At 40.0% G+C, this 21,861-nt stretch carries 34 protein-coding genes; 1 reads left to right on the forward strand and 33 read right to left on the reverse strand.

Annotation, left to right across the window (positions count from 1 at the left end; genetic code table 11):
• Positions 1–51 precede the first annotated feature (51 nt).
• The 32 genes from BAU15_RS06015 to rpsJ all read right to left on the reverse strand — a co-directional run bounded on the left by BAU15_RS06015 (position 52) and on the right by rpsJ (position 16,835).
• On the reverse strand, positions 52–849 hold the full coding sequence (locus BAU15_RS06015; protein ID WP_161841837.1) for an energy-coupling factor transporter transmembrane component T family protein: 798 nt from the start codon (positions 847–849) through the stop codon (positions 52–54).
• Positions 839–1,708, reverse strand: a complete 870-nt coding sequence (locus BAU15_RS06020) for an energy-coupling factor ABC transporter ATP-binding protein (protein WP_161841838.1) — start codon at positions 1,706–1,708, stop codon at positions 839–841. Before BAU15_RS06020 ends, BAU15_RS06015 begins: the two co-directional genes overlap by 11 nt.
• Complete coding sequence (locus BAU15_RS06025) at positions 1,684–2,523, reverse strand: energy-coupling factor ABC transporter ATP-binding protein (RefSeq protein WP_161841839.1); 840 nt, start codon at positions 2,521–2,523, stop codon at positions 1,684–1,686. The genes BAU15_RS06020 and BAU15_RS06025 overlap by 25 nt, the downstream gene beginning before the upstream one ends.
• Before the next feature lie 276 nt (positions 2,524–2,799).
• Entirely contained in the window at positions 2,800–3,180 is a 381-nt protein-coding gene (gene rplQ, locus BAU15_RS06030) for a 50S ribosomal protein L17 (RefSeq protein WP_161841840.1), read from the reverse strand.
• 27 nt (positions 3,181–3,207) lie between these two features.
• Positions 3,208–4,146: a DNA-directed RNA polymerase subunit alpha gene (locus tag BAU15_RS06035; protein WP_010767963.1), complete on the reverse strand. Its 939-nt coding sequence runs from the start codon at positions 4,144–4,146 to the stop codon at positions 3,208–3,210.
• An 81-nt stretch (positions 4,147–4,227) separates the two neighbouring features.
• Entirely contained in the window at positions 4,228–4,617 is a 390-nt protein-coding gene (gene rpsK / locus BAU15_RS06040) for a 30S ribosomal protein S11 (RefSeq protein ID WP_161841841.1), read from the reverse strand.
• 27 nt (positions 4,618–4,644) lie between these two features.
• Positions 4,645–5,010 (reverse strand): 30S ribosomal protein S13, encoded by a 366-nt coding sequence (gene rpsM / locus BAU15_RS06045; protein ID WP_161841842.1) that lies wholly within the window; start codon positions 5,008–5,010, stop codon positions 4,645–4,647.
• A gap of 17 nt (positions 5,011–5,027) precedes the next feature.
• Complete coding sequence (gene rpmJ, locus BAU15_RS06050) at positions 5,028–5,144, reverse strand: 50S ribosomal protein L36 (protein ID WP_010742772.1); 117 nt, start codon at positions 5,142–5,144, stop codon at positions 5,028–5,030.
• A gap of 32 nt (positions 5,145–5,176) precedes the next feature.
• On the reverse strand, positions 5,177–5,395 hold the full coding sequence (gene infA / locus BAU15_RS06055; RefSeq protein WP_002288695.1) for a translation initiation factor IF-1: 219 nt from the start codon (positions 5,393–5,395) through the stop codon (positions 5,177–5,179).
• 200 nt (positions 5,396–5,595) lie between these two features.
• Positions 5,596–6,243: an adenylate kinase gene (locus tag BAU15_RS06060; RefSeq protein ID WP_161841843.1), complete on the reverse strand. Its 648-nt coding sequence runs from the start codon at positions 6,241–6,243 to the stop codon at positions 5,596–5,598.
• Between the two features lie 64 nt (positions 6,244–6,307).
• Positions 6,308–7,603 carry a preprotein translocase subunit SecY gene (secY, locus tag BAU15_RS06065; RefSeq protein ID WP_161841844.1) on the reverse strand — a complete coding sequence of 432 codons (1,296 nt, stop codon included), beginning with the start codon at positions 7,601–7,603 and terminating at the stop codon, positions 6,308–6,310.
• Positions 7,603–8,046 (reverse strand): 50S ribosomal protein L15, encoded by a 444-nt coding sequence (rplO, locus tag BAU15_RS06070; protein ID WP_161841845.1) that lies wholly within the window; start codon positions 8,044–8,046, stop codon positions 7,603–7,605. The genes secY and rplO overlap by 1 nt, the downstream gene beginning before the upstream one ends.
• Positions 8,047–8,085: 39 nt before the next feature.
• Complete coding sequence (gene rpmD, locus BAU15_RS06075) at positions 8,086–8,265, reverse strand: 50S ribosomal protein L30 (protein WP_161841846.1); 180 nt, start codon at positions 8,263–8,265, stop codon at positions 8,086–8,088.
• A gap of 14 nt (positions 8,266–8,279) precedes the next feature.
• Positions 8,280–8,780, reverse strand: coding sequence for a 30S ribosomal protein S5 (rpsE, locus tag BAU15_RS06080; RefSeq protein ID WP_161841847.1), 501 nt, complete (start codon positions 8,778–8,780; stop codon positions 8,280–8,282).
• Between the two features lie 20 nt (positions 8,781–8,800).
• Complete coding sequence (rplR, locus tag BAU15_RS06085; RefSeq protein ID WP_161841848.1) at positions 8,801–9,157, reverse strand: 50S ribosomal protein L18; 357 nt, start codon at positions 9,155–9,157, stop codon at positions 8,801–8,803.
• Positions 9,158–9,220: 63 nt separating this feature from the next.
• On the reverse strand, positions 9,221–9,757 hold the full coding sequence (gene rplF, locus BAU15_RS06090; protein ID WP_161841849.1) for a 50S ribosomal protein L6: 537 nt from the start codon (positions 9,755–9,757) through the stop codon (positions 9,221–9,223).
• A gap of 31 nt (positions 9,758–9,788) precedes the next feature.
• Positions 9,789–10,187 carry a 30S ribosomal protein S8 gene (gene rpsH, locus BAU15_RS06095; protein WP_161841850.1) on the reverse strand — a complete coding sequence of 133 codons (399 nt, stop codon included), beginning with the start codon at positions 10,185–10,187 and terminating at the stop codon, positions 9,789–9,791.
• Positions 10,188–10,222: 35 nt separating this feature from the next.
• Positions 10,223–10,408, reverse strand: a complete 186-nt coding sequence (locus BAU15_RS06100; protein ID WP_002356214.1) for a type Z 30S ribosomal protein S14 — start codon at positions 10,406–10,408, stop codon at positions 10,223–10,225.
• Positions 10,409–10,426: 18 nt separating this feature from the next.
• Positions 10,427–10,966, reverse strand: a complete 540-nt coding sequence (gene rplE / locus BAU15_RS06105) for a 50S ribosomal protein L5 (RefSeq protein ID WP_161841851.1) — start codon at positions 10,964–10,966, stop codon at positions 10,427–10,429.
• A 27-nt stretch (positions 10,967–10,993) separates the two neighbouring features.
• Complete coding sequence (gene rplX / locus BAU15_RS06110) at positions 10,994–11,326, reverse strand: 50S ribosomal protein L24 (protein WP_161841852.1); 333 nt, start codon at positions 11,324–11,326, stop codon at positions 10,994–10,996.
• Between the two features lie 36 nt (positions 11,327–11,362).
• Positions 11,363–11,731 (reverse strand): 50S ribosomal protein L14, encoded by a 369-nt coding sequence (rplN, locus tag BAU15_RS06115; protein WP_069697070.1) that lies wholly within the window; start codon positions 11,729–11,731, stop codon positions 11,363–11,365.
• 59 nt (positions 11,732–11,790) lie between these two features.
• Positions 11,791–12,057, reverse strand: coding sequence for a 30S ribosomal protein S17 (rpsQ, locus tag BAU15_RS06120; protein ID WP_161841853.1), 267 nt, complete (start codon positions 12,055–12,057; stop codon positions 11,791–11,793).
• Positions 12,058–12,081: 24 nt separating this feature from the next.
• Entirely contained in the window at positions 12,082–12,270 is a 189-nt protein-coding gene (gene rpmC / locus BAU15_RS06125; protein WP_010767948.1) for a 50S ribosomal protein L29, read from the reverse strand.
• Positions 12,260–12,694, reverse strand: a complete 435-nt coding sequence (gene rplP, locus BAU15_RS06130) for a 50S ribosomal protein L16 (protein WP_161841854.1) — start codon at positions 12,692–12,694, stop codon at positions 12,260–12,262. Before rplP ends, rpmC begins: the two co-directional genes overlap by 11 nt.
• 2 nt (positions 12,695–12,696) lie before the next feature.
• A complete protein-coding gene (rpsC, locus tag BAU15_RS06135) occupies positions 12,697–13,353 on the reverse strand; it encodes a 30S ribosomal protein S3 (RefSeq protein WP_010767946.1) in 657 nt (218 codons plus the stop codon).
• Positions 13,354–13,366: 13 nt separating this feature from the next.
• Positions 13,367–13,714 (reverse strand): 50S ribosomal protein L22, encoded by a 348-nt coding sequence (gene rplV, locus BAU15_RS06140; RefSeq protein ID WP_010767945.1) that lies wholly within the window; start codon positions 13,712–13,714, stop codon positions 13,367–13,369.
• A 24-nt stretch (positions 13,715–13,738) separates the two neighbouring features.
• Positions 13,739–14,017, reverse strand: coding sequence for a 30S ribosomal protein S19 (rpsS, locus tag BAU15_RS06145; RefSeq protein ID WP_161841855.1), 279 nt, complete (start codon positions 14,015–14,017; stop codon positions 13,739–13,741).
• Positions 14,018–14,059: 42 nt separating this feature from the next.
• The gene (rplB, locus tag BAU15_RS06150) at positions 14,060–14,890 is read right to left on the reverse strand and encodes a 50S ribosomal protein L2 (protein WP_161841856.1); all 831 of its coding nucleotides are present in this window, start codon (positions 14,888–14,890) and stop codon (positions 14,060–14,062) included.
• Positions 14,891–14,930: 40 nt separating this feature from the next.
• On the reverse strand, positions 14,931–15,218 hold the full coding sequence (locus BAU15_RS06155) for a 50S ribosomal protein L23 (protein WP_161841857.1): 288 nt from the start codon (positions 15,216–15,218) through the stop codon (positions 14,931–14,933).
• A complete protein-coding gene (gene rplD / locus BAU15_RS06160; protein WP_161841858.1) occupies positions 15,218–15,841 on the reverse strand; it encodes a 50S ribosomal protein L4 in 624 nt (207 codons plus the stop codon). Before rplD ends, BAU15_RS06155 begins: the two co-directional genes overlap by 1 nt.
• Before the next feature lie 27 nt (positions 15,842–15,868).
• Complete coding sequence (gene rplC, locus BAU15_RS06165; RefSeq protein WP_161841859.1) at positions 15,869–16,498, reverse strand: 50S ribosomal protein L3; 630 nt, start codon at positions 16,496–16,498, stop codon at positions 15,869–15,871.
• A gap of 28 nt (positions 16,499–16,526) precedes the next feature.
• Positions 16,527–16,835, reverse strand: a complete 309-nt coding sequence (gene rpsJ, locus BAU15_RS06170; RefSeq protein WP_005880808.1) for a 30S ribosomal protein S10 — start codon at positions 16,833–16,835, stop codon at positions 16,527–16,529.
• Positions 16,836–17,642: 807 nt separating this feature from the next.
• Here rpsJ and BAU15_RS06175 point away from each other — a divergent pair.
• Entirely contained in the window at positions 17,643–18,068 is a 426-nt protein-coding gene (locus tag BAU15_RS06175; RefSeq protein ID WP_161841860.1) for a hypothetical protein, read from the forward strand.
• Between the two features lie 83 nt (positions 18,069–18,151).
• On the opposite strand, the gene rpoC is transcribed toward BAU15_RS06175, so the two are convergent.
• Positions 18,152–21,799, reverse strand: a complete 3,648-nt coding sequence (gene rpoC / locus BAU15_RS06180) for a DNA-directed RNA polymerase subunit beta' (RefSeq protein WP_161841861.1) — start codon at positions 21,797–21,799, stop codon at positions 18,152–18,154.
• Positions 21,800–21,861: the final 62 nt, after the last annotated feature.

Genomic DNA, 21,861 nt, shown 5'->3' on the forward strand with positions numbered 1-21,861 from the left:
AAGGGAGAGGACGAGTTTTCATCCACTCCCTTATGAAATAATCATTATTTACTAACTTCTCAAAAAGACTAGTCCTACTGTCAGCAAGATAAAGCCAATAATTGCTAACGTATCTCGATTGTGCCAATGTAGTACACGATACTTCGTGCGGCCTTCGCCACCTTGGTAGCCACGTGCTTCCATGGCTGTCGCTAATTCTTCTGCTCGGTTAAAACTACTAACAAACAGCGGAATGAGTAAAGGAACCACAGCTTTCATCTTTTGAACGAGGTTACCTTCCCCAAAATCAACTCCTCGTGCGCGTTGAGCATTCATAATCTTTTCCGTTTCATCCATCAAAGTTGGCACAAAACGTAAAGCAATCGATAGCATCAGTGACACTTCGTGGACAGGAAAATGAACCACTTTTAAAGGACGCAGTAGATATTCAATCGCATCAGATAGTTCTAATGGCGGCGTTGTTAAGGTTAATAATGTCGACATAAAGATGATTAAGACAAAACGACAGAAGATGAAAATTCCGTTTGTCAATCCGAATTCAGTCACACTCAGAACTCCCCACTCCCAATAAACCGTTCCTCCACGGGTAAAGAAAATCTGTAACGCAACCGTGAAGAGAATTAGCCAGATTAGGGGGCGGACACCGCGAATAAAGAACTTCAAATCCACTTTTGATAATAAGACAGCAAATAGCGTAAAAGCCGCTATTAGTAAGTAAGTTTGCCAATTATTCGCCATGAAGATAATGCCGATAAAGTAAAAGCTAGCAACCAATTTCGCCCGTGAATCCATTTTGTGTACAAACGAATCGCCTGGGATATATCTCCCTAAAATCAGTTTATTCATCATGAGCAGATCCTCCTGACAAAGAAACAAGCTTATCGGCTAATTCATCGGCAGTTAGCGGAAGGGTGCCAAAAGAAACCCCTTTGGCCACTAATCGCTCCGCAAATTCAGTCGCGGTTGGCACACCTAACTGCTTTTCTTTCAACCAGTTCAGCTCTTGAAAAATTTCCTTAGGCGCGCCACCTTTGACGACCTGGCCTTTTTCTAAAACATACACATAATCAGCATAGTTTGCGACATCATCCATTAAATGAGTGACTAAAACAATCGTAATCCCAGCTTTTTCATGCAGCTCCAAGAACATTTCCATCATCTCTTTGCGTCCCTGTGGATCTAAGCCGGCTGTCGGCTCGTCTAAGACCAATATCTCAGGTTCCATAGCCAAGACTCCAGCAATCGCAACTCGGCGCATTTGCCCACCAGATAGCTCAAATGGCGAGCGTTCTAGATAGCTTTCATCAAGTCCTACCTGTTGCAACATCTTCTCTGCCAGTTTGCGTGATTCTTCCTCGCTCACACCGAAATTCTTCGGTCCAAAAGCAATGTCTTTGGCCACTGTTTCTTCAAAAAGCTGCGCTTCAGGAAATTGAAAAACAATACCGACTTTTTTGCGTATAGGTTTCAAGTTTTTATTATCTGTCTCAGGAACAATTTTTCGATCACCAATCTCAACCATGCCGCTCGTTGGTTTAACCAACGCATTCAGATGTTGAAGTAACGTCGATTTCCCACTACCTGTATGGCCCACTAACGCTGTATATGAGCCTTCTTTGATAGTCAAATTAATATCAAACAGAGCACGCTGTTCAAAAGGAGTATTCGGTTGATAGGTAAAGTCTACTTTTTCAAAACGGATGTCCATAACCAATCCACCATCCCTTCCTCAGTCAAATACTCACTAGGCACTTGAATGCCACGATCTTTTAGAGCCGCCTTCAGCTTCTCAGGAAACGGCAAATCCAATCCTAGCTCAATCAATTCAGGACCTGCCGAAAAAATCTCCTCTGGGGTTCCTTCACTGACTAACTCGCCTTGACGCATCACAAGAATACGATTGGCATTAGCTGCTTCGTCAATATCATGCGTAATTGAAATAACCGTTAAATTGCTTTCTTCTTTAATCTTTTGAATCGTCGAGATAACCTCTGCTCGACCTTCTGGATCTAGCATACTCGTCGCTTCATCCAAGATAATAATATCTGGGCGCAACGCTACAACTCCAGCGATTGCGACACGTTGTTTCTGACCACCTGATAGGCGAGCTGGCTCTTTCTTAGTAAACTCGCTCATACGAACGCCCTCTAAAGCGATTTTTACTCGCTCGATCATCTCTTCACGAGGAATTCCCTGATTTTCCAGTCCAAAAGCCACATCATCTTCAACAGTTGATCCAACAAATTGATTATCAGGATTTTGAAAAACCATTCCAACCATTTTACGAATAGACCAAACCGTTTCTTCGCTCAAAGATTGGTTGCCAACTGTTACAGACCCTGTATCAGGCATCAATAGGCCATTGATTGTTTTAGCTAACGTCGACTTCCCTGATCCATTATGGCCGATAATCGCAATCCATTCTCCCTTATTAATCGAAAAAGAAACATCTTGCAACGCCGGACGTAGATCATCAGGTTGATATTTATAAGTGATATTCTTTAATTCAATAATTGGCTCCATGATTACTCCTCATTCTTTTTAACATTCTTACTAACATTATCAAAAAAAGCCCTAATTTTCAATTATATTTACTGCGTAACAAATAAAATGCTTTTGTGTTCACAAAACAACACTGTCAAGACAGTTATTTTTGTGTACAAAAAAACACTTTATGATGAGTGCATACTCTCCAAATCAAAAGATTTGGAGAGCAGCGCTGAGCTAGACTCGGAGTAATAACTCCAACATCATAACACTCTAAAAGAATCATCTATAAAGTGATGGATTAGTGTGATTTTAGACAAGTTCTAAGATTACCATTGGTGCGCCGTCTCCGCGTCTTGGTTCTGTTTTCAAGATACGAGTATAGCCACCTTGGCGTTCTGCATAGCGAGGTGCGATATCATTGAATAGCTTTTGTAAAGCTGATTCAATCACGATTTCTTCGTTTTCTTCGCGTACACTTGCAACTTCGTTACGAACGAAAGCAGCTGCTTGACGACGTGCATGAAGATCTCCACGCTTACCTAATGTAATCATTTTTTCGGCAGTAGAGCGAACTTCTTTAGCACGAGCTTCAGTCGTTACGATACGTTCGTTAATTAATAAATCAGTTGTTAAATCACGCAACATCGCTTTACGTTGGCTAGATGTGCGTCCTAGTTTACGATAACTCACGTTGGTTTCCCTCCTTCGTAAAAGGTTTTAATCTTCTTTACGTAATCCAAGACCTAGATCATGTAATTTAGCCTTCACTTCTTCAAGTGATTTACGGCCTAAGTTACGTACTTTGATCATTTCAGGTTCAGATTTATTTGTAAGTTCTTGTACAGTATTGATTCCTGCACGTTTTAGACAGTTGTATGAACGAACAGATAAGTCTAATTCTTCAATTGTCATTTCTAACATTTTTTCTTTTTGTGTTTCTTCTTTTTCAACCATGATTTCAGCATTACGTGCTTCATCAGTTAGGTTAACAAAGATGTCTAAATGTTCAGTCATGATTTTTGCAGCTAAACTCATTGCTTCTAATGGTTCAATTGAGCCATCAGTCCATATTTCCATCGTTAATTTGTCGAAATCATCACGACGACCGACACGTGTATTTTCTACTTGGTAGTTCACACGACGTACTGGTGTGTAGATAGAATCAACTGGAAGAACACCGATAGGCATATCTTCTTTTTTGTTTTCATCTGCTTGAACGTAACCACGACCAGGTCTCACTGTTAAGCGAGCATGGAAAGTAGCTCCTTCAGAAACACTACAGATATATAAATCTTTATTGAGGATTTCTACATCACTATCAACGATAATATCGCCGGCAGTAACTGTAGCGGGTCCAGTAATATCGATTTCAAGGGTTTTTTCTTCTTGACCATACATTTTAAGCGCTAGGCCTTTAATGTTCAAGATGATTTGTGTGACGTCTTCTCTCACACCTTTGATGGTAGAGAATTCATGTAGCACACCATCGATTTGAATATTAGTGATGGCAGCACCTGGCAAAGAAGATAATAAAATACGACGTAGGGAATTACCTAAAGTAGTCCCATACCCTCTTTCAAGAGGTTCAACGATGAACTTGCCATAATCTTTCTCTTCATCAATTTTTGCGATTCTTGGTTTTTCGAATTCAATCATTCTTATCTTTACCCCTTTCAAAACGAAAAGTGTCTTGTTCAATGACGTTTTTTAATTCAAACTCAAAATGAGCTGCACTCATTAAACACGACGGCGTTTTGGAGGGCGGGCACCATTATGAGGAACTGGAGTCACGTCACGAATTGCAGTCACTTCTAAACCTGTTGCTTGTAATGAACGAATTGCTGCTTCACGTCCAGAACCAGGTCCCTTAACTGTTACTTCAACAGTTTTTAATCCGTGTTCCATTGCTGCCTTAGTAGCAGTTTCTGCTGCCATTTGAGCGGCAAAAGGAGTTGATTTCTTGCTTCCTTTAAATCCTAATGAACCAGCTGATGACCACGCTAAAGCATTTCCGTGAGTATCAGTGATCATGATGATTGTGTTGTTAAATGTAGAATGGATATGTGCAATCCCAACTTCTATATTCTTTTTTACACGGCGTTTACGATTCACTTTTTTTGCTACCATGAAGTTTTTACCTCCTTCACTTAAGATTTATTTTTTCTTGCCTGCTACAGTACGAGCTGGACCTTTACGAGTGCGTGCATTATTTTTCGTGTTTTGTCCACGAACTGGTAACCCACGACGATGACGAATGCCACGGTAAGAACCGATTTCCATAAGACGTTTGATGTTTAAGTTCACTTCACGACGAAGATCCCCTTCAACTTTCAAGCTGTCAATTTCAGCACGGATAGCATCAGTTTGTTCATTCGTTAAATCACGAACGCGAACTTCTTCTGAAACTCCGGCATTTTTTAGAACTTTCTTTGCAGTAGTGTTACCAATACCATAAATATAAGTAAGGGAAATCACTACACGTTTATCACGAGGAATATCTACTCCTGCAATACGAGCCATATCTGTTACACCTCCAATTATCCTTGACGTTGTTTATGTTTTGGATTTGCTGGACAAATCACCATAACGCGTCCATTACGACGAATTACTTTACAATGCTCACACATTGGTTTTACTGATGGTCTTACTTTCATGATAATACCTCCTGTGGTTTTACGGAGTACAATTATTTAAAGCGATAAGTGATCCGGCCACGGTTAAGATCATACGGTGATAATTCAACCGTTACTTTGTCACCTGGTAAGATACGAATATAATGCATTCGGATTTTTCCAGAAACAGTAGCAAGAACTTGGTGTCCGTTCTCTAATTCAACTTTAAACATTGCATTCGGCAAAGTTTCGACGACTGTACCTTCGACTTCAATCATATCTTCTTTTGCCACGCACAGTACCTCCTTGTACTTGTTTCGCATTTTCACACGATAAAATGGCGGAAACTGCAGTTCCCACCTCGAAATTCTCAAAATGATCCACTAGAATGATGACCACTCTAGAAGTCGGACTGACATATTTTATCATATTTTGTTAAACTTGGCAAGAAAAACTGCATTATGCAAGTCGGCTATGGGCAATTGATAATTAACTATCCTTCAATGATTTTTTTCACATCAACGAATACATCATCAATCTCACGATCACCATCAATACTTTGTAGCAATCCTTGCTCTTTGTAATAAGCTAGGATAGGTTCGCTATTTTTGATATTGATAGCTAAACGATTTTTAACCGTCTCTGGTTTATCATCTTCTCTTTGATAGAACTCATGTCCTCCACAACGATCACATGTACCTTCAACCGTTGTCGGGTTGAAAATTTTGTGGTATGTTGCGCCACAGCTGCGGCAGATGAATCGACCGGCTAAACGCTCGATCAATACTTCTTCAGCTACGTGGATGTCGATGACTGCATCAATTTTTTTGTTCAAGTCTGATAGCATCGCAGCCAGTGCTTCAGCTTGTTCCAAGGTACGAGGGAAGCCATCTAATAAGAAGCCTTTCTCTGTATCCGGTTCAGCTAAACGCTCTTTCACGATTCCATTTGTTACTTCATCGGGAACTAAAGCCCCTTTGTCTATATATGATTTTGCTTCCAGGCCAAGAGCTGTTTCATTCTTCATAGCTGCACGGAACATGTCGCCCGTAGAAATATGAGGAATGCCGTAAGCATCGATAATTTTCTCTGCTTGCGTTCCTTTTCCTGCACCAGGTAGCCCCATTAAAATGAGGTTCATTGCTGTACCCTCCTAATGAATTGTGAGAACGGTGCTGAGGAAAATCCTCAACACACTTTCTTACTTAATCAATAAATCCAACATACTTACGTTTTAACATTAAGCCATCTAACTGTTTTGCAGTTTCTAGTGCAACACCGATGACAATCAGTAAGCTAGTCCCACCTAAACCAATCGATTGCGGTAAATCCCAAATCATCTGAGCAGCGATTGGAACTAAAGCAACGAGGCCTAAGAATACAGCACCAACTGTACTTAAACGCATCAATAGACTAGAGACATACTCTTCAGTCCCTTTACCTGGACGAACACTTGGAATATAACTTCCTTGCTTCTGTAAGTTCTCAGAAAGCTTCTCTGGGTTAACCTGTACAAAAGCATAAAAGAACGTAAACGCGACAATTAAAATAGTATAAATCGTTGCACCAGGCAATGTGTTATAACTAAATATTTGTGTCACTACATCATACCAAGCCGCTCCTTCAAACTTCCCACTAAGTGCCTGTAGCACTGCGTTAGGAGTTGCGATAAATGAGCTGGCAAAAATTACTGGAATAACTCCAGCAGCATTAACTTTTAACGGTAAATAACTACTAGTTGGTGCTCCAGCAACGCGTTTTGTGTATTGAATAGGAATTTTACGTTCTGCTTGTTGGACATACGTCACAAGCGTTACAATAATCAGAATGGCAATGACTAAAATAGCAACAAAGATCGCTGATTTCCAGATTTCTGATGAGTCAATATTTACAAAGTAATCTTCATAAACTTCTTTGATTCCATCAGGTAAACGAGAAATGATCCCGGCAAAGATAATCATTGATACTCCATTACCAATTCCTTTTTCAGTAATTTGTTCACCTAACCAAGTCACAAACATAGTTCCAGCAGTCAAGATTAACCCGATGCTTACATAAGTTTGAATGTTAGGTGTTTTGACGAAGCCTAATTGTGCGTAAGTATTAAATCCAGCTGTTACCCCAATAGACTGAACAAACGCCAAGACTAGTGTTAAGTAACGAGTTGCTTGATTTAATTTTTTACGACCAACTTCCCCTTGTTTCGACCATTCCACAAATTTAGGAACGATGTCCATCTGTAACAATTGAATCACGATTGACGCGGTAATGTATGGTGAAACCCCCATCGAGAAGATCGAGAAGTTCTGCATAGCACTCCCACTCACCAAATTCATCATGTTAAAGAAAGGCAAGTCGCTTAAGCTTTTCAAGCTGTTTGCATCCACACCGGGCACAGTTACATGTGCACCTAAGCGGAAAGCAAACAGAACAAATACGGTAAAAAGAATTTTTGACCTAATGTCTTTTACTTTAAAAGAATCTTTTAATAGCTTAAACATTAAATCACCTCGATTGAACCACCGGCAGCTTCAATAGCTTCTTGCGCTGCTTTAGAGAATTTAGCGGCTTTAACAGTTAATTTCTTAGTAGTCAATTCGCCGTTAGCAAGCACTTTAATTCCAGCTTTTTCATTTTTAACGATTCCAGCTTCGATCAAAGCAACTGGGCTTACTTCTGCACCATCTTCAAAACGGTTTAACACGTCTAAGTTGATAACAGCATAGTCTTTGCGGTTTACGTTAGTAAATCCACGTTTTGGCAAACGACGGAATAAAGGAGTTTGTCCCCCTTCAAATCCTAAACGTACGCCACCACCTGAACGAGCTTTTTGTCCTTTTTGACCACGTCCGGCAGTTTTCCCATTACCAGAAGATGTTCCGCGACCTACACGATTGCGTACTTTGCGAGACCCTTCAGCAGGTTTTAATTCATGAAGTTTCATAGGTTTGGCACCTCCTTAAACAATCTAAATACATCTTTTTTAGACTTCTTCAACGTCCACTAAATGAGAAACAGTGTTAACCATGCCTTTGATTGCATCATTAGCAGGTTTAATAACTGTACTATTTACTTTGTTCAAACCTAACGCTTTAACAGTATCGCGTTGGTTTTGAGGACGTCCGATAACACTGCGTTTTAAAGTTACTTTTAATTCAGCCATTATTTTTGTCCTCCTTAACCGATAATTTCTTCAACTGATTTGCCGCGAAGTTCTGCAACTTCTTCAACACGTTTCAATTGAGTTAAACCTTCTACAGTCGCACGCACAACGTTAATTGGTGTGTTTGAACCTAGAGATTTAGATGTGATATCCGCAACTCCAGCTAATTCCAATACGGCACGAACTGGTCCACCAGCAGCAACTCCAGAACCTTCAACAGCAGGTTTCATAAGGATGCGTCCGCCACCGAATACACCGATTACTTCGTGAGGGATTGTAGAACCAACCATTGGTACTTCTACCAAGTTTTTCTTCGCGTCTTCAATCGCTTTACGGATAGCTTCAGGTACTTCTTGAGCTTTACCAGTTCCGAAACCAACATGTCCGTTTTTATCTCCCACAACAACTAAAGCAGCAAAACGTAGACGACGTCCACCTTTAACAACTTTTGTTACACGGTTGATTGCAACAACGCGGTCTTCTAATTCCAAATGTTTTGGATCAATATAAACCATGAATGGTGTTCCTCCTTCTCCTAAAATTCAAGTCCATTTTCACGAGCTGCTTCAGCTAAAGCTGCAACGCGGCCATGGTAAAGGTATCCACCACGGTCAAAGACTACTTTTTTGATGCCTTTTTCAGCGGCACGTTCAGCAACTAGTTTCCCAACTGCTGTAGCGACTTCTGTTTTTGATTCGCCTGATACTTCTTTATCTAAGGCAGAGGCACTTGCTAGCGTCACACCCGCTACGTCATCAATAACTTGAGCGTAGATGTTTTTGTTTGAACGGAAAATGTTTAAGCGTGGGCACTCAGCAGTACCAGAGATTTTGTTACGCACACGACGATGTCTCTTTTGACGTGTTTTATTTTTATCTGGTTTTGTAATCACAATTGTCACCTCTTTATTTTTGCTAGCCCTTAGGCTGCGAATAGCAATTCATATGAATTACTATTATTTACCAGTTTTACCTTCTTTACGACGTACGTATTCGCCAACATAACGGATACCTTTACCTTTATAAGGTTCTGGTGGACGAACGATACGAATATTCGCAGCTAATTCGCCAACATGTTCTTTGTTTGCGCCTTTAACGATTACTTGAGTGTTTGAAGGAACTTCAATTGTCACTCCAGCAGGTGGCACGATTTCAACTGGATGAGAATAACCAACGCTCAATACAAGTTTTGTTCCTTGTAATTGTGCACGGTACCCAACCCCAATTAATTCTAAAGCTTTTTCGAAACCTTCGCTAACACCAACAACCATGTTGTTGAAGTTTGCACGAGTTGTTCCGTGAATTGTTTTCATTTCTTTACTGTCGTTTGGACGAGTGAATGTCACTTCATTTCCTTCGATATTGATTTTAATATCAGAAGAGAAAGTACGTGATAATTCGCCTTTAGGTCCTTTAACTGTAACATCGTTTCCATCTTGAGTAATTGTCACGCCAGCAGGGATGACAATAATTTTATTACCAATACGGCTCACTTAGAGACACCTCCTTGTGTATTCTTTTAGATTACCAAACGTAAGCGACTACTTCGCCACCAGTGTTTTTAGCTCTCGCTTCTTTATCAGTGATAACACCTTCAGAAGTTGAGATGATTGCAATACCTAAACCATTAAGTACTTTTGGTACTTCGTCAGCTTTTACGTAAGCACGTAAGCCTGGTTTAGAGATACGTTTTAAGTTCGTGATAACACGCTCGTTGTTTTTTCCATATTTTAAGAAAACACGGATCACACCTTGTTTGTCATCTTCGATATATTCTACATCGCGGATAAAACCTTCACGTTTCAAGATTTCAGCGATATCACGTTTGATTTTTGATGCAGGCACTTCTAATACTTCATGTTTAACCATGTTAGCATTACGAATGCGAGTTAAAAAATCTGCAATTGGATCTGTCATGACCATTGAACTGTTTACCTCCTTTATGCAAGTTTACTTGTTTACCAGCTAGCTTTCTTCACGCCGGGAATTTGTCCTTTATAGGCAAGTTCGCGGAAGCAAATACGGCAGAGATGAAATTTACGATAAACTGAATGTGGACGTCCGCAACGTTCGCAACGAGTGTAAGCTTGTGTTGAATGTTTCGCAGGGCGTTTGTTTTTAGCAATCATTGATTTTTTAGCCACGTAGTTCGCCTCCTTTTTTTATTTTTGGAATGGCATACCTAATTGTCCTAACAACTCACGAGATTCTTCATCTGTGTTAGCAGTTGTAACAATAACGATGTCCATACCGCGTACTTTATCTACTAAATCGTAATCAACTTCAGGGAAGATCAATTGTTCTTTAATCCCTAAAGTATAGTTACCACGACCATCAAAGGCTTTTTTACTTACTCCGTGGAAGTCACGCACACGTGGTAAAGATACTGATACTAATTTATCTAAAAATTCGTACATTCTTTCGCCGCGTAGAGTTACTTTCGCACCAATTGGCATTCCTTCACGTAAACGGAAGCCAGCGATTGATTTCTTAGCTTTTGTAATCATTGGTTTTTGACCAGTGATAATTGCTAATTCCTCAACAGCTTTGTCTAAGTTTTTTGCGTTTGATACCGCATCACCAACACCCATGTTGATGACAATTTTATCAACTTTAGGAGTTTGCATAATAGAACTGTAGTTGAATTTTTCCATCAATGATGGAGTTACTTCTTTAAGATATTTTTCTTTCAGGCGGTTCATTCAATAAGCCCCTCCTTCCTCAAATAATTATTTATCTTCTTTTTTTGTAGGAGCTGTAATAACGGCTCCAGATTTCTTAGAAACTCGAACTTTCACACCGTCAACGACTTTGTATCCGATACGAGTTGCTTCACCTGTTGATGGATCAATCACCATTACGTTCGAAGCATCAAGTGGAGCTTCAAACTCAACAATTCCTCCTTGAGGAGCTGATTGTGAAGGTTTTTGGTGTTTTTTAGCAATGTTAACACCTTGTACTGTGACTTTATTTTGTTTAGGGAAGACAGCTAATACTTCGCCTTCTTTATTCTTGTCTTTACCAGTAATTACTTTAACTTTATCGCCTTTTTTAACAAACATTATTGTTGCGCACCTCCTTTGATAAGTGACTCACGATTATAAAACCTCTGGTGCTAGAGAAACGATCTTCATGAAGTTGTTTTCACGTAATTCACGTGCAACTGGGCCAAAGATACGTGTTCCACGAGGGCTTTTATCATCACGGATAATTACAGCAGCATTTTCATCAAATTTAATGTAAGAACCATCAGTACGACGAGCGCCTGATTTAGTACGAACGATAACGGCTTTTACTACTTCACCTTTTTTAACAACCCCACCTGGCGTTGCTTGTTTGACAGTAGCAACAATCACGTCACCAATATTAGCAGTTTTACGACCAGAACCACCAAGGACTTTGATCGTTAAAATTTCGCGCGCGCCAGAATTATCAGCGACTCTTAAACGGCTTTCTTGTTGGATCACGATGTGTATCCTCCTTTCAGATTTTGAAGTCTCAATCTATATAGGAAAATCTCGTTTTATTAGATAATAACTGCTTCTTCCACTACTTCTAGTAAACGGAAACGTTTTGTAGCTGATAATGGACGAGTTTCCATAATTCTCACGATATCGCCAACTTTTGCTGTGTTGTTTTCGTCATGAGCTTTGTATTTCTTAGAATATTTCATACGTTTACCGTAGATTGGGTGATTCTTCTTAGTTTCGATTGAAACAGTGATGGTTTTATCCATTTTGTCAGAAATAACTCGACCTTGGTAAACTTTACGTTGATTTCTTTCTTCAGTCATACGATGAATGGCCTCCTTCCACTATTAGTTAGCTTGTTCACGCAATACTGTTTTGATGCGTGCAATCGATTGACGTACTTGTTTAATACGTGCAGTGTTTTCTAATTGACCTGTAGCTAGTTGGAATCTTAGATTAAACAATTCTTCTTTTAATTGTTTCTCTTGGTCTAGCATTTCGGCAGTGGTTAATTCTCTGATTTCTTTAACCTTCATTCGATTCACCACCCATTTCCTCACGTTTTACGATTTTCGTTTTGATAGGTAATTTGTGAGAAGCGAGACGTAATGCTTCGCGAGCTACTTCTTCAGGTACGCCTGCAATTTCAAACATGATTTTTCCACGTTTTACTGGTGCAACCCATCCTTCAGGAGCGCCTTTCCCTTTACCCATACGAACGCCGATCGCTTTAGATGTATATGATTTATGAGGGAAAATTTTAATCCATACTTTCCCGCCACGTTTCATGTAACGAGTCATAGCAATACGAGAAGCTTCGATCTGACGGTTTGTAATCCAATGTGATTCAACAGCTTGTAAGCCGAATTCACCAAAAGCGATTTCTTTTCCGCCTTTCGCTTCACCACGCATTTTTCCGCGGAATTCACGACGGTGTTTTACACGTTTAGGTACTAACATGTTTATTTCCCTCCTTTCTCAGTGTTCTTTTTAGTTGGAAGAATTTCTCCACGATAAATCCACACTTTAACTCCTAGTTTTCCGTATGTTGTATCTGCTTCTTCCCAAGCGTAATCAATATCAGCACGCAAAGTGTGCAATGGAACTGTTCCTTCAGAATACCCTTCTGAACGCGCAATATCCGCTCCGTTTAAACGGCCTGATACTTGAGTTTTGATTCCTTTAGCGCCAGAACGCATTGTGCGTTGGATGGCTTGTTTTTGTGCACGACGGAAAGCAACACGGTTTTCTAATTGACGTGCAATTCCTTCGCCCACTAATTTTGCATCTAAATCTGGTTTTTTGATTTCAACAATGTTGATGTGAATTCTTTTACCAGTTAATTTGTTTAATTCTTTTCTTAGGTTTTCGACTTCAGATCCGCCTTTACCAATTACCATACCTGGTTTAGCTGTGTGGATTGAAATATTCACACGATTTGCAGCGCGTTCGATTTCAATTGTAGACACAGCAGCATCAGCAAGCCTAGTCGAGATAAATTTACGGATTCTTAAATCTTCGTGTAAAAATTCAGCATACTCTTTTTCAGCATACCATTTTGCATCCCAATCGCGGATGATTCCTACACGCATTCCAATTGGATGTACTTTTTGCCCCACTGAATGTCCCTCCTTATTTTTCTGATACGACTACTGTAATATGACTTGTACGTTTGTTGATTGGTGAAGCTGATCCTTTAGCACGTGGACGGAACCGTTTCATAGTTGGTCCTTCGTTAACAAAGGCTTCAGATACTACCAAGTTTTCAACATCTAAGTCAAAGTTATTTTCTGCATTAGCAACTGCTGACATCAACACTTTTTCGATGATTCCAGCAGATTTGTTTGGTGTGAATTTCAAAATTGAAATTGCATCTGCAATGCTTTTACCTCTGATAAGATCGATTACTAAACGGGCTTTACGAGGTGAAGTGCGAACTGTTTTTGCAGTTGCTTTAGCTGATGTAATTTGTTCTGCCATTTGTATTTATCCTCCCCTCAAAAATTAGCGTCTAGTTTTCTTATCGTCTGCAGCATGGCCACGATAAGTTCTAGTTGGTGCAAATTCACCTAATTTGTGTCCTACCATGTCTTCTTGAATGTATACTGGTACATGTTTACGTCCATCGTAAACTGCGATTGTAAATCCAACAAAACTAGGGAAAACTGTAGAACGACGAGACCAAGTTTTAATAACTTTTTTCTTTTCGGCACCTTGTTGAGCTTCAACTTTTTTCATTAAATGCTCATCAGCGAAAGGTCCTTTCTTTAAACTACGACCCATGGTGAACCTCCTCTCAAATTGTGTAACACTCTGTTAATCAAATTATTTAGTTCTACGACGAACGATAAGTTTGTCTGATTTAGCTTTTTTGTTACGAGTTTTGAAGCCAATAGCTGGTTGACCCCAAGGTGATACTGGTGATGGGCGTCCGATTGGCGCTTTACCTTCACCACCACCGTGTGGGTGATCGTTAGGGTTCATTACGCTACCACGTACAGTTGGACGTTTACGCATCCAACGAGAACGACCGGCTTTACCAATGTTAATTAATTCATGTTGTTCGTTACCAACAGAACCAATTGTTGCACGGCAAGTTGCCAAGATCATGCGTACTTCGCCAGAGTTTAAGCGGATTAATACGTATTTGCCTTCTTTACCAAGTACTTGAGCACTTGTTCCAGCTGAACGGATTAATTGTCCACCTTTACCAGGTTTCATTTCAATGTTGTGAACAACAGTACCAACTGGAATATTTTCCAATGGTAAGGCATTCCCAATTTTAATATCTGCATCTGGTCCAGAAACAAGGCGCATGCCCACTTCTAATCCTTTAGGTGCAATGATATATGCTTTAATTCCATCCTCGTAATGAACTAACGCAATGTTAGCTGAACGGTTTGGATCGTATTCGATAGTTTTAACCAATGCTGGTACATTGTCTTTATTACGTTTAAAGTCAATGACACGGTATTGGCGCTTGTGACCGCCACCTTGATGACGAACAGTGATGCGACCGTTGTTGTTACGACCGGCATGATTTTTCATCGGCTGTAACAAAGTTTTTTCTGGTGTTGAAGTTGTGATTTCAGCAAAATCAGAACCAGTCATGTTACGACGGCCATTTGTGGTAGGTTTGTACTTTTTAATCGCCACGTCTTATTCCCTCCTACTTTATTGTTTCTTTTAAAAATGCTTATTCAGCATCGAAAATTTCGATTGCTTTAGAATCTTCTGTTAATGTCACAACTGCTTTGCGACGTTTTTTTGTATATCCTGCATATTTGCCCATGCGTTTAAATTTAGGACGCACGTTAATGATGTTCACGTTTTTAACTTTCACATCAAAAGCCGCTTCAACAGCTTGTTTTACTAAAGTTTTGTTTGCGCGAGTGTCCACTTCGAAAGTGAATTTCTTTTCATCCATAGCAAGCATAGATTTTTCAGTGATCACAGGGCGTTTAATTACGTCTAGTAAGTTCATTATGCAAGCACCTCCTCAATCTGAGTAAGAGCAGTTTGTGTTGCTAACACTTTGTCATTAGATACAACGTCTAGAACACTTACATTGTCAGCAGTAACAACTGAAACTTTCTCAAGATTACGTGCAGATAAAGCTGCAAAATCATTTTCTGTTTCAATTACTACTAACACCTTAGAGTCAATAGATAATTTAGCAAGAACTTCTTTAAATTCTTTCGTTTTTGGTGCTTCGAAGCTTAATGCATCAACAGCAACCAATTTATTTGAAGCAACTTTTTCTGATAAAACAGATTTCATTGCTAAACGACGAACTTTTTTAGGAAGCTTGTAGCTGTAAGAACGTGGTGTTGGTCCAAAGACAACTCCACCTCCACGCCATTGTGGTGAGCGGATTGATCCTTGACGAGCACGACCAGTTCCTTTTTGGCGCCATGGTTTACGACCACCGCCACGGACTGCACTACGGTTTTTAACTTTGTGCGTTCCTTGTCTTAATGAAGCACGTTGCATGATGATTGCATCAAAGACAACATTTTCATTAGGTTCGATTCCGAAGATTTCTTCGTTTAAAGTGATTTCACCGTTTTGGGTTCCATCTTGTTTAAATAATGCGATATTCGGCATTCCTTAGTTCCTCCTTTCCTGTACTAATTATTTAGCTTTCACAGCTGATTTAATAGTAATTAATGATTTTTTCGATCCAGGAACATTTCCTTTAATAAGGATAACGTTTCTTTCAGCGTCTACGCGAACGATTTCCAAGTTTTGGATTGTTACGCGATTGCCACCCATACGGCCAGCAAGTTTTTTATTTTTAAATACACGGTTAGGTGCAACTGGACCCATTGACCCAGGACGACGATGGTAACGAGAACCATGAGACATTGGTCCGCGGCTTTGGCCGTGACGTTTGATAACCCCTTGGAATCCTTTACCTTTTGTAGTACCTGTAACATCAATAATGTCACCTGCTTGGAAAACATCAACAGCGATTTCTTTTCCTACTTCGTATTCTCCTAGCTCAACATTTTTGAATTCTCTAATGAAGCGCTTAGGAGCCGTGTTTGCTTTTGAAACATGACCTTTCGCAGGTTTGTTTGATAAAACTTCACGTTTGTCTTGGTAACCAACTTGAATAGCTTCGTAGCCATCAGTTTCCATTGTTTTCACTTGTAGAACTACGTTTGGCGTAGCTTCAACAACTGTAACTGGGATTAGTTCGCCAGATTCAGTGAAGATTTGTGTCATTCCCACTTTTTTCCCTAAGATTCCTTTGGTCATGAGTACACCTCCAACTTAATTTTTTTGATTATAGTTTAATTTCAATGTTCACACCAGATGGTAAGTCAAGCTTCATTAAAGCATCAACTGTTTTTGGTGTTGGGTTCACAATGTCAATCAGACGTTTGTGTGTACGCATTTCGAATTGTTCGCGTGAATCTTTGTATTTATGAGTCGCACGAATAACAGTGTAAAGACTACGTTCTGTTGGTAATGGAATTGGACCAGATACACTAGCTCCAGTTCTTTTTGCAGTTTCTACAATTTTATCCGCTGATTGGTCTAAAATACGGTGTTCATACGCTTTTAAACGGATACGAATTTTTTGTTTTGCCATCTTATTCCCTCCTTCGCCTATTTTGAAAAGTAGACATAGCTCCACGAAAATTTTCCGTCACGCTCGTTCGTGGCAAAGCGTCCGGGCGTGTCGCAACCTCTCGTTTCTTAGCCGGCAGTTTTCTTTCGAGCCCCACCAGTGTCTGTTCGCTCACACAAACAGCACCTTTATGATTATATTACAGAAAAACCTAGATAGCAAGCCTTTTTCTTGAAAAAATAAATTTATTTTCATGACTGCTTTTTCTTTCTTTTCTAATTTTACTTACCACTTATTTTTGATTTATTTTATTTTTCTTACCTAAATGTCTCCATTCAATAAATAAGTTTTATTCACTTCTGCTGTTTTTACTATTTATATAGAAGGAACTGATCATTTTTTTGTAAAAATACGAGCCTTCATAGATAAAATCCATGAAGACTCGTGCCTTTATTCAACTCTATTCACCTGAAGCCAAGAGCACTCCCCTACTATTTCTTAAACGCTTAACAATGCTTCATTACCGTTCCATTTTCAATAGTCGGCTGCCTCTGACTGAGACCAAACAGGCGGCTCCATTCCCTCTTTATCCCTCTTTAATTTTTAAATTTCCATAATATTCTTTATCTAACTAAGACTTCCGGATAGCCAACTTATATAATAAAAATACAGTAGTAATAAAAACGGGAGGAGGAATTATAGTTGATCTGAAGAAGAAAGAGAAGTTTATTTTTACTAGTAGCAGGTAGGCAATCACGGGTTTGGTTAACAAAAAACTATGCTTTTCTATACATAAGATAGACCAATCGAAAAACAAGGAGTGAAATTATGCTAAAAAAAATAATCGGTTTAACAATGACCGTTTTAACTGTCCTTATAGTTGCAGGCTGCTCAAATAAAATGAGTGAGTTAGATACCCAAACGGAGCCATCTGCTCATTTTAGTGAAAAAGAGGTCAATGCTGCGTTAGAGGAAGTAAAGACTTACTTTGCAGAAGATACGACCGTGACTAAAGTCAAAAAAATCTCTTTCTCTGAAGCCTATTCAGAAAAAGAACTAGCCGTCTATGCCTCAATGAATGATAAAGAATATCCAGCATTACTAGAAGAATACTTAGTCATCTCTGTCGATTTTACAACAGCCAAAGAATCAGGCTCACGAAATCCTGAGGAAGAAAATACAGACTACAACATGCTTTTACACTACTCAAAGAACAAGAAATGGGAAATCATTGAAACAGGTACCTTTACTTAGGCTCCTTCTAAAAATCAAACAACCGCAAAAAAACACTTGAGCGAACGGCATCAATCCGTTTCACTCAAGTGTTTTATTTTAGTCTATTGATTTTTTAGCGCATCTTCTGCAGCCATTTGTGCTTCGATGTCAGAAATGCTGTAGACATTTTCACTTGCCACACTTGCTTCTTTTGGTTCCATGTTACGGTAACGAGCCATACCCGTACCAGCCGGAATAATTTTCCCGATGATAACATTTTCCTTCAAGCCTAGAAGTGGATCTTTCTTCCCACGAATCGCAGCATCTGTTAAGACACGTGTTGTTTCCTGGAATGAAGCAGCTGACAAGAAGCTGTTTGTTTCTAATGATGCTTTAGTGATACCAAGTAAGACTGGGCGAGATGTCGCAGGGACACCACCAGCAACTAATGTATCGTAGTTACGGTCTTTAAATTCAGCAATATCTAGTAATGTACCTGGTAAGATATCTGTATCACCTGGATCCATCACGCGGACTTTGCGTAACATTTGACGAACCATTACTTCGATATGTTTATCGCCAATTTCTACCCCTTGCATACGGTAAACACGTTGTACTTCACGGAGTAAGTAGTTTTCAACAGATAAGACATCACGAACTTGCAACAATTGTTTTGGTTCGATTGATCCTTCTGTTAATGGTGCACCACGATGGATGTAATCACCTTCAGCTACTTTCATACGCGCTGTATAAGGAACAGTATACGTACGTGTATCTGTTTTCCCTTTAATCGTAACTTCTTTCACACGTGTTGCAGATTCTTCAGAAATATCGATGACTTCACCGGTTACTTCTGTGATAACTGCTTGCCCTTTCGGATTACGTGCTTCAAAAATTTCTTGGACACGAGGAAGCCCTTGAGTGATATCATCACCGGCAACCCCCCCGGTATGGAAGGTACGCATGGTTAACTGAGTTCCGGGTTCACCGATTGATTGAGCGGCAATTGTACCAACTGCTTCCCCAACCTCAACGTCAGAACCAGTCGCCAAGTTACGACCATAACAATGTTTACATACGCCGTGTTTCGTATTACATGTGAAGACTGAACGGATAGTCACAGTCTCAACACCTGCATCAACGATTTGACGAGCGATATCTTCTGAGATTAATTGATCAGCTTCGATAATCACTTCATTAGTTTCTGGACGACGGACTGTTTTACGTGTATAACGGCCAATCAAACGTTCTTCTAATGATTCGATGATTTCGTTACCTTCACGGATGGCTTTAATTTCTAAACCACGGTCCGTGCCACAATCGTCTTCACGAATGATAACATCTTGTGCTACGTCAACTAAACGACGAGTCAAGTAACCTGAATCGGCTGTCTTCAAGGCGGTATCGGTCATCCCTTTACGAGCCCCGTGAGTCGAGATAAACATTTCTAAGACAGATAAACCTTCACGGAAGTTAGAGATGATCGGCAATTCCATGATTTGACCATTCGGAGCGGCCATCAGTCCACGCATCCCAGCAAGCTGAGTAAAGTTGGAGATGTTACCACGGGCTCCTGAATCAGACATCATGAAGATTGGATTTTTCGCATCCAAACTTTCCATTAAGCGTTGTTGAATATCATCTTTGGCAGCATTCCAGACGGCGATTACACGTTCATAACGTTCATCATCGGTAATCAATCCACGACGGAATTGCTTCGTAATTGTATCAACTTGTTTGTGGGCTGCATCAATGATTTCTTGTTTTTCATGAAGAACCATGATATCGGCAATCCCAACAGTAATCCCAGCCATTGTTGAATGTTTATACCCAAGATCCTTCATACGGTCAAGCATCTTAGAGGTTTCAGTAATTTTGAAACGCTTGAAGACTTCCGCAATGATATTTCCTAAGTTTTTCTTCTTAAATGGTAAGACTAATTCACGTTCTTTGATGATGCTAGGAATATCTGCTCCTGCTTCAACAAAGTATTTATCTGGTGTTTGAACGGTTAAGTTATAATCCGTTGGTTCATTCAGATAAGGGAATTCTGGTGGCATGATTTCATTAAAGATAATCTTACCAACTGTGGTAATCATCATGCGTTCTTTTTGCCATTCAGTGAATGGTTTGTCGCCTAAAGCATTTGGCGCTACTCCGATACGTGAATGTAAATGGACATAGCCATTACGCCAAGCGATAACCGCTTCGTTCATATCCCGGAAGATCATGCCTTCGCCTTCACGACCATCTTCTTCCATCGTTAAGTAGTAGTTCCCCAAGACCATATCCTGAGAAGGGGTAACAACTGGCTTACCATCTTTTGGATTCAAGATGTTTTGTGCCGCTAACATTAGCATACGTGCTTCTGCTTGGGCTTCTTCATTTAAAGGAACATGGACAGCCATTTGGTCTCCATCGAAATCGGCATTGTAGGCTTCACACACAAGTGGATGCAAACGAATCGCACGACCTTCAACTAAGACTGGTTCAAAGGCTTGGATCCCTAATCTATGCAATGTAGGTGCCCGGTTCAATAGCACTGGATGTTCACGGATAACGTCTTCTAAGACATCCCAAACTTCATCTTCTTGACGCTCAATCTTACGTTTAGCGTTTTTGATATTTGAAGCTAGTTCACGTTGAACAAGTTCACGCATCACAAATGGTTTGAATAATTCAATTGCCATTTCTTTTGGCAATCCACATTGATACATTTGTAAGTTAGGTCCTACAACGATAACCGAACGACCAGAATAATCGACACGTTTACCTAGTAAGTTTTGACGGAAACGACCTTGTTTCCCTTTAAGCATATGAGAAAGAGATTTCAATGGACGGTTACCTGGTCCAGTTACTGGACGGCCACGACGACCATTATCAATCAAGGCATCAACGGCTTCTTGAAGCATCCGTTTTTCATTTTGAACAATGATGTTTGGTGCATTCAAGTCTAATAGACGTTTCAAACGGTTGTTACGGTTAATCACTCGACGATACAAGTCATTTAAATCACTTGTCGCAAAACGACCACCTTCTAATTGAACCATTGGACGTAAATCTGGCGGGATAACGGGAATAACGTCCATCACCATCCAGCTTGGTTCATTACCAGAAGCACGGAAAGCTTCTAAAATGTCTAAACGACGAATTGCACGTGTCCGTTTTTGACCTTGCGCAGATTTCAATTCTTCTTTAAGAGTGATTACTTCGCCGTCTAAATCAACATTGTCTAGCAATTGTTTGATGGCTTCAGCTCCCATTGCAGCATGAAATTCTTGCCCATATTGGTCACGTTTATCACGGTATTCACGTTCAGTTAATAATTGTTTTTTCTCTAAACTAGTATCACCTGGTTCAATAACTACATAGGAAGCAAAATAAATGATTTCTTCTAAGGCACGAGGACTCATGTCTAAGACAAGACCCATCCGAGAAGGAATTCCTTTAAAATACCAGATATGAGAAACTGGTGCTGCTAATTCAATGTGGCCCATCCGTTCACGACGAACTTTTGAACGTGTGACTTCAACCCCACAACGGTCACAAACGATTCCTTTATAACGAATCCGTTTATATTTTCCGCAGGCACATTCCCAGTCTTTTGTAGGACCAAAAATACGTTCACAGAACAACCCTTCGCGTTCAGGTTTTAAGGTACGATAATTAATCGTCTCAGGTTTTTTTACTTCACCATAAGACCAGCTTCTGATTTTTTCGGGAGAAGCCAAACCTATTTGCATACTCTCGAATTTATTTACATCGATCAAACGGGGTTCCCTCCATTTCAATTTCGTGGCAATCTGCAAGACGGCTCTGCCGCCTTGTCAGA

The organism is Candidatus Enterococcus huntleyi, assembly GCF_009933175.1.
GTDB lineage: Bacteria > Bacillota > Bacilli > Lactobacillales > Enterococcaceae > Enterococcus_K > Enterococcus_K huntleyi.

What these genes read in the sequence shown, in the direction of transcription:
- rpmJ (WP_010742772.1), bottom strand. Translation starts at nt 5,144, where the DNA reads ATGAAAGTAAGACCATCAGTAAAACCAATGTGTGAGCATTGTAAAGTA.
- rplV (WP_010767945.1), bottom strand. Translation starts at nt 13,714, where the DNA reads ATGGCAGAACAAATTACATCAGCTAAAGCAACTGCAAAAACAGTTCGC.
- rplD (WP_161841858.1), bottom strand. Translation starts at nt 15,841, where the DNA reads ATGCCGAATATCGCATTATTTAAACAAGATGGAACCCAAAACGGTGAA.
- BAU15_RS06155 (WP_161841857.1), bottom strand. Translation starts at nt 15,218, where the DNA reads ATGAACTTACTAGACGTAATTAAACGCCCTGTGATCACTGAAAAATCT.
- rplO (WP_161841845.1), bottom strand. Translation starts at nt 8,046, where the DNA reads ATGAAACTTCATGAATTAAAACCTGCTGAAGGGTCTCGCAAAGTACGC.
- BAU15_RS06060 (WP_161841843.1), bottom strand. Translation starts at nt 6,243, where the DNA reads ATGAACCTCATTTTAATGGGGCTACCTGGTGCAGGAAAAGGAACGCAA.
- rplE (WP_161841851.1), bottom strand. Translation starts at nt 10,966, where the DNA reads ATGAACCGCCTGAAAGAAAAATATCTTAAAGAAGTAACTCCATCATTG.
- BAU15_RS06025 (WP_161841839.1), bottom strand. Translation starts at nt 2,523, where the DNA reads ATGGAGCCAATTATTGAATTAAAGAATATCACTTATAAATATCAACCT.
- rpsQ (WP_161841853.1), bottom strand. Translation starts at nt 12,057, where the DNA reads ATGACTGAAGAAAGAAATCAACGTAAAGTTTACCAAGGTCGAGTTATT.
- rpsJ (WP_005880808.1), bottom strand. Translation starts at nt 16,835, where the DNA reads ATGGCAAAACAAAAAATTCGTATCCGTTTAAAAGCGTATGAACACCGT.
- rpsM (WP_161841842.1), bottom strand. Translation starts at nt 5,010, where the DNA reads ATGGCTCGTATTGCAGGAGTAGATATTCCTCGTGATAAACGTGTAGTG.
- BAU15_RS06015 (WP_161841837.1), bottom strand. Translation starts at nt 849, where the DNA reads ATGATGAATAAACTGATTTTAGGGAGATATATCCCAGGCGATTCGTTT.
- secY (WP_161841844.1), bottom strand. Translation starts at nt 7,603, where the DNA reads ATGTTTAAGCTATTAAAAGATTCTTTTAAAGTAAAAGACATTAGGTCA.
- BAU15_RS06175 (WP_161841860.1), top strand. Translation starts at nt 17,643, where the DNA reads ATGCTAAAAAAAATAATCGGTTTAACAATGACCGTTTTAACTGTCCTT.
- rpsK (WP_161841841.1), bottom strand. Translation starts at nt 4,617, where the DNA reads ATGGTAGCAAAAAAAGTGAATCGTAAACGCCGTGTAAAAAAGAATATA.
- BAU15_RS06035 (WP_010767963.1), bottom strand. Translation starts at nt 4,146, where the DNA reads ATGATTGAATTCGAAAAACCAAGAATCGCAAAAATTGATGAAGAGAAA.
- rpsH (WP_161841850.1), bottom strand. Translation starts at nt 10,187, where the DNA reads ATGGTCATGACAGATCCAATTGCAGATTTTTTAACTCGCATTCGTAAT.
- rplP (WP_161841854.1), bottom strand. Translation starts at nt 12,694, where the DNA reads ATGTTAGTACCTAAACGTGTAAAACACCGTCGTGAATTCCGCGGAAAA.
- rplC (WP_161841859.1), bottom strand. Translation starts at nt 16,498, where the DNA reads ATGACCAAAGGAATCTTAGGGAAAAAAGTGGGAATGACACAAATCTTC.
- BAU15_RS06020 (WP_161841838.1), bottom strand. Translation starts at nt 1,708, where the DNA reads ATGGACATCCGTTTTGAAAAAGTAGACTTTACCTATCAACCGAATACT.
- rplX (WP_161841852.1), bottom strand. Translation starts at nt 11,326, where the DNA reads ATGTTTGTTAAAAAAGGCGATAAAGTTAAAGTAATTACTGGTAAAGAC.
- rpsS (WP_161841855.1), bottom strand. Translation starts at nt 14,017, where the DNA reads ATGGGTCGTAGTTTAAAGAAAGGACCTTTCGCTGATGAGCATTTAATG.
- rpmC (WP_010767948.1), bottom strand. Translation starts at nt 12,270, where the DNA reads ATGAAGGTTAAAGAAATCAGAGAATTAACCACTGCCGAAATGCTAGAC.
- rpsE (WP_161841847.1), bottom strand. Translation starts at nt 8,780, where the DNA reads ATGGTTTATATTGATCCAAAACATTTGGAATTAGAAGACCGCGTTGTT.
- rpmD (WP_161841846.1), bottom strand. Translation starts at nt 8,265, where the DNA reads ATGGCTGAATTAAAAGTAACTTTAAAACGCAGTGTTATCGGACGTCCT.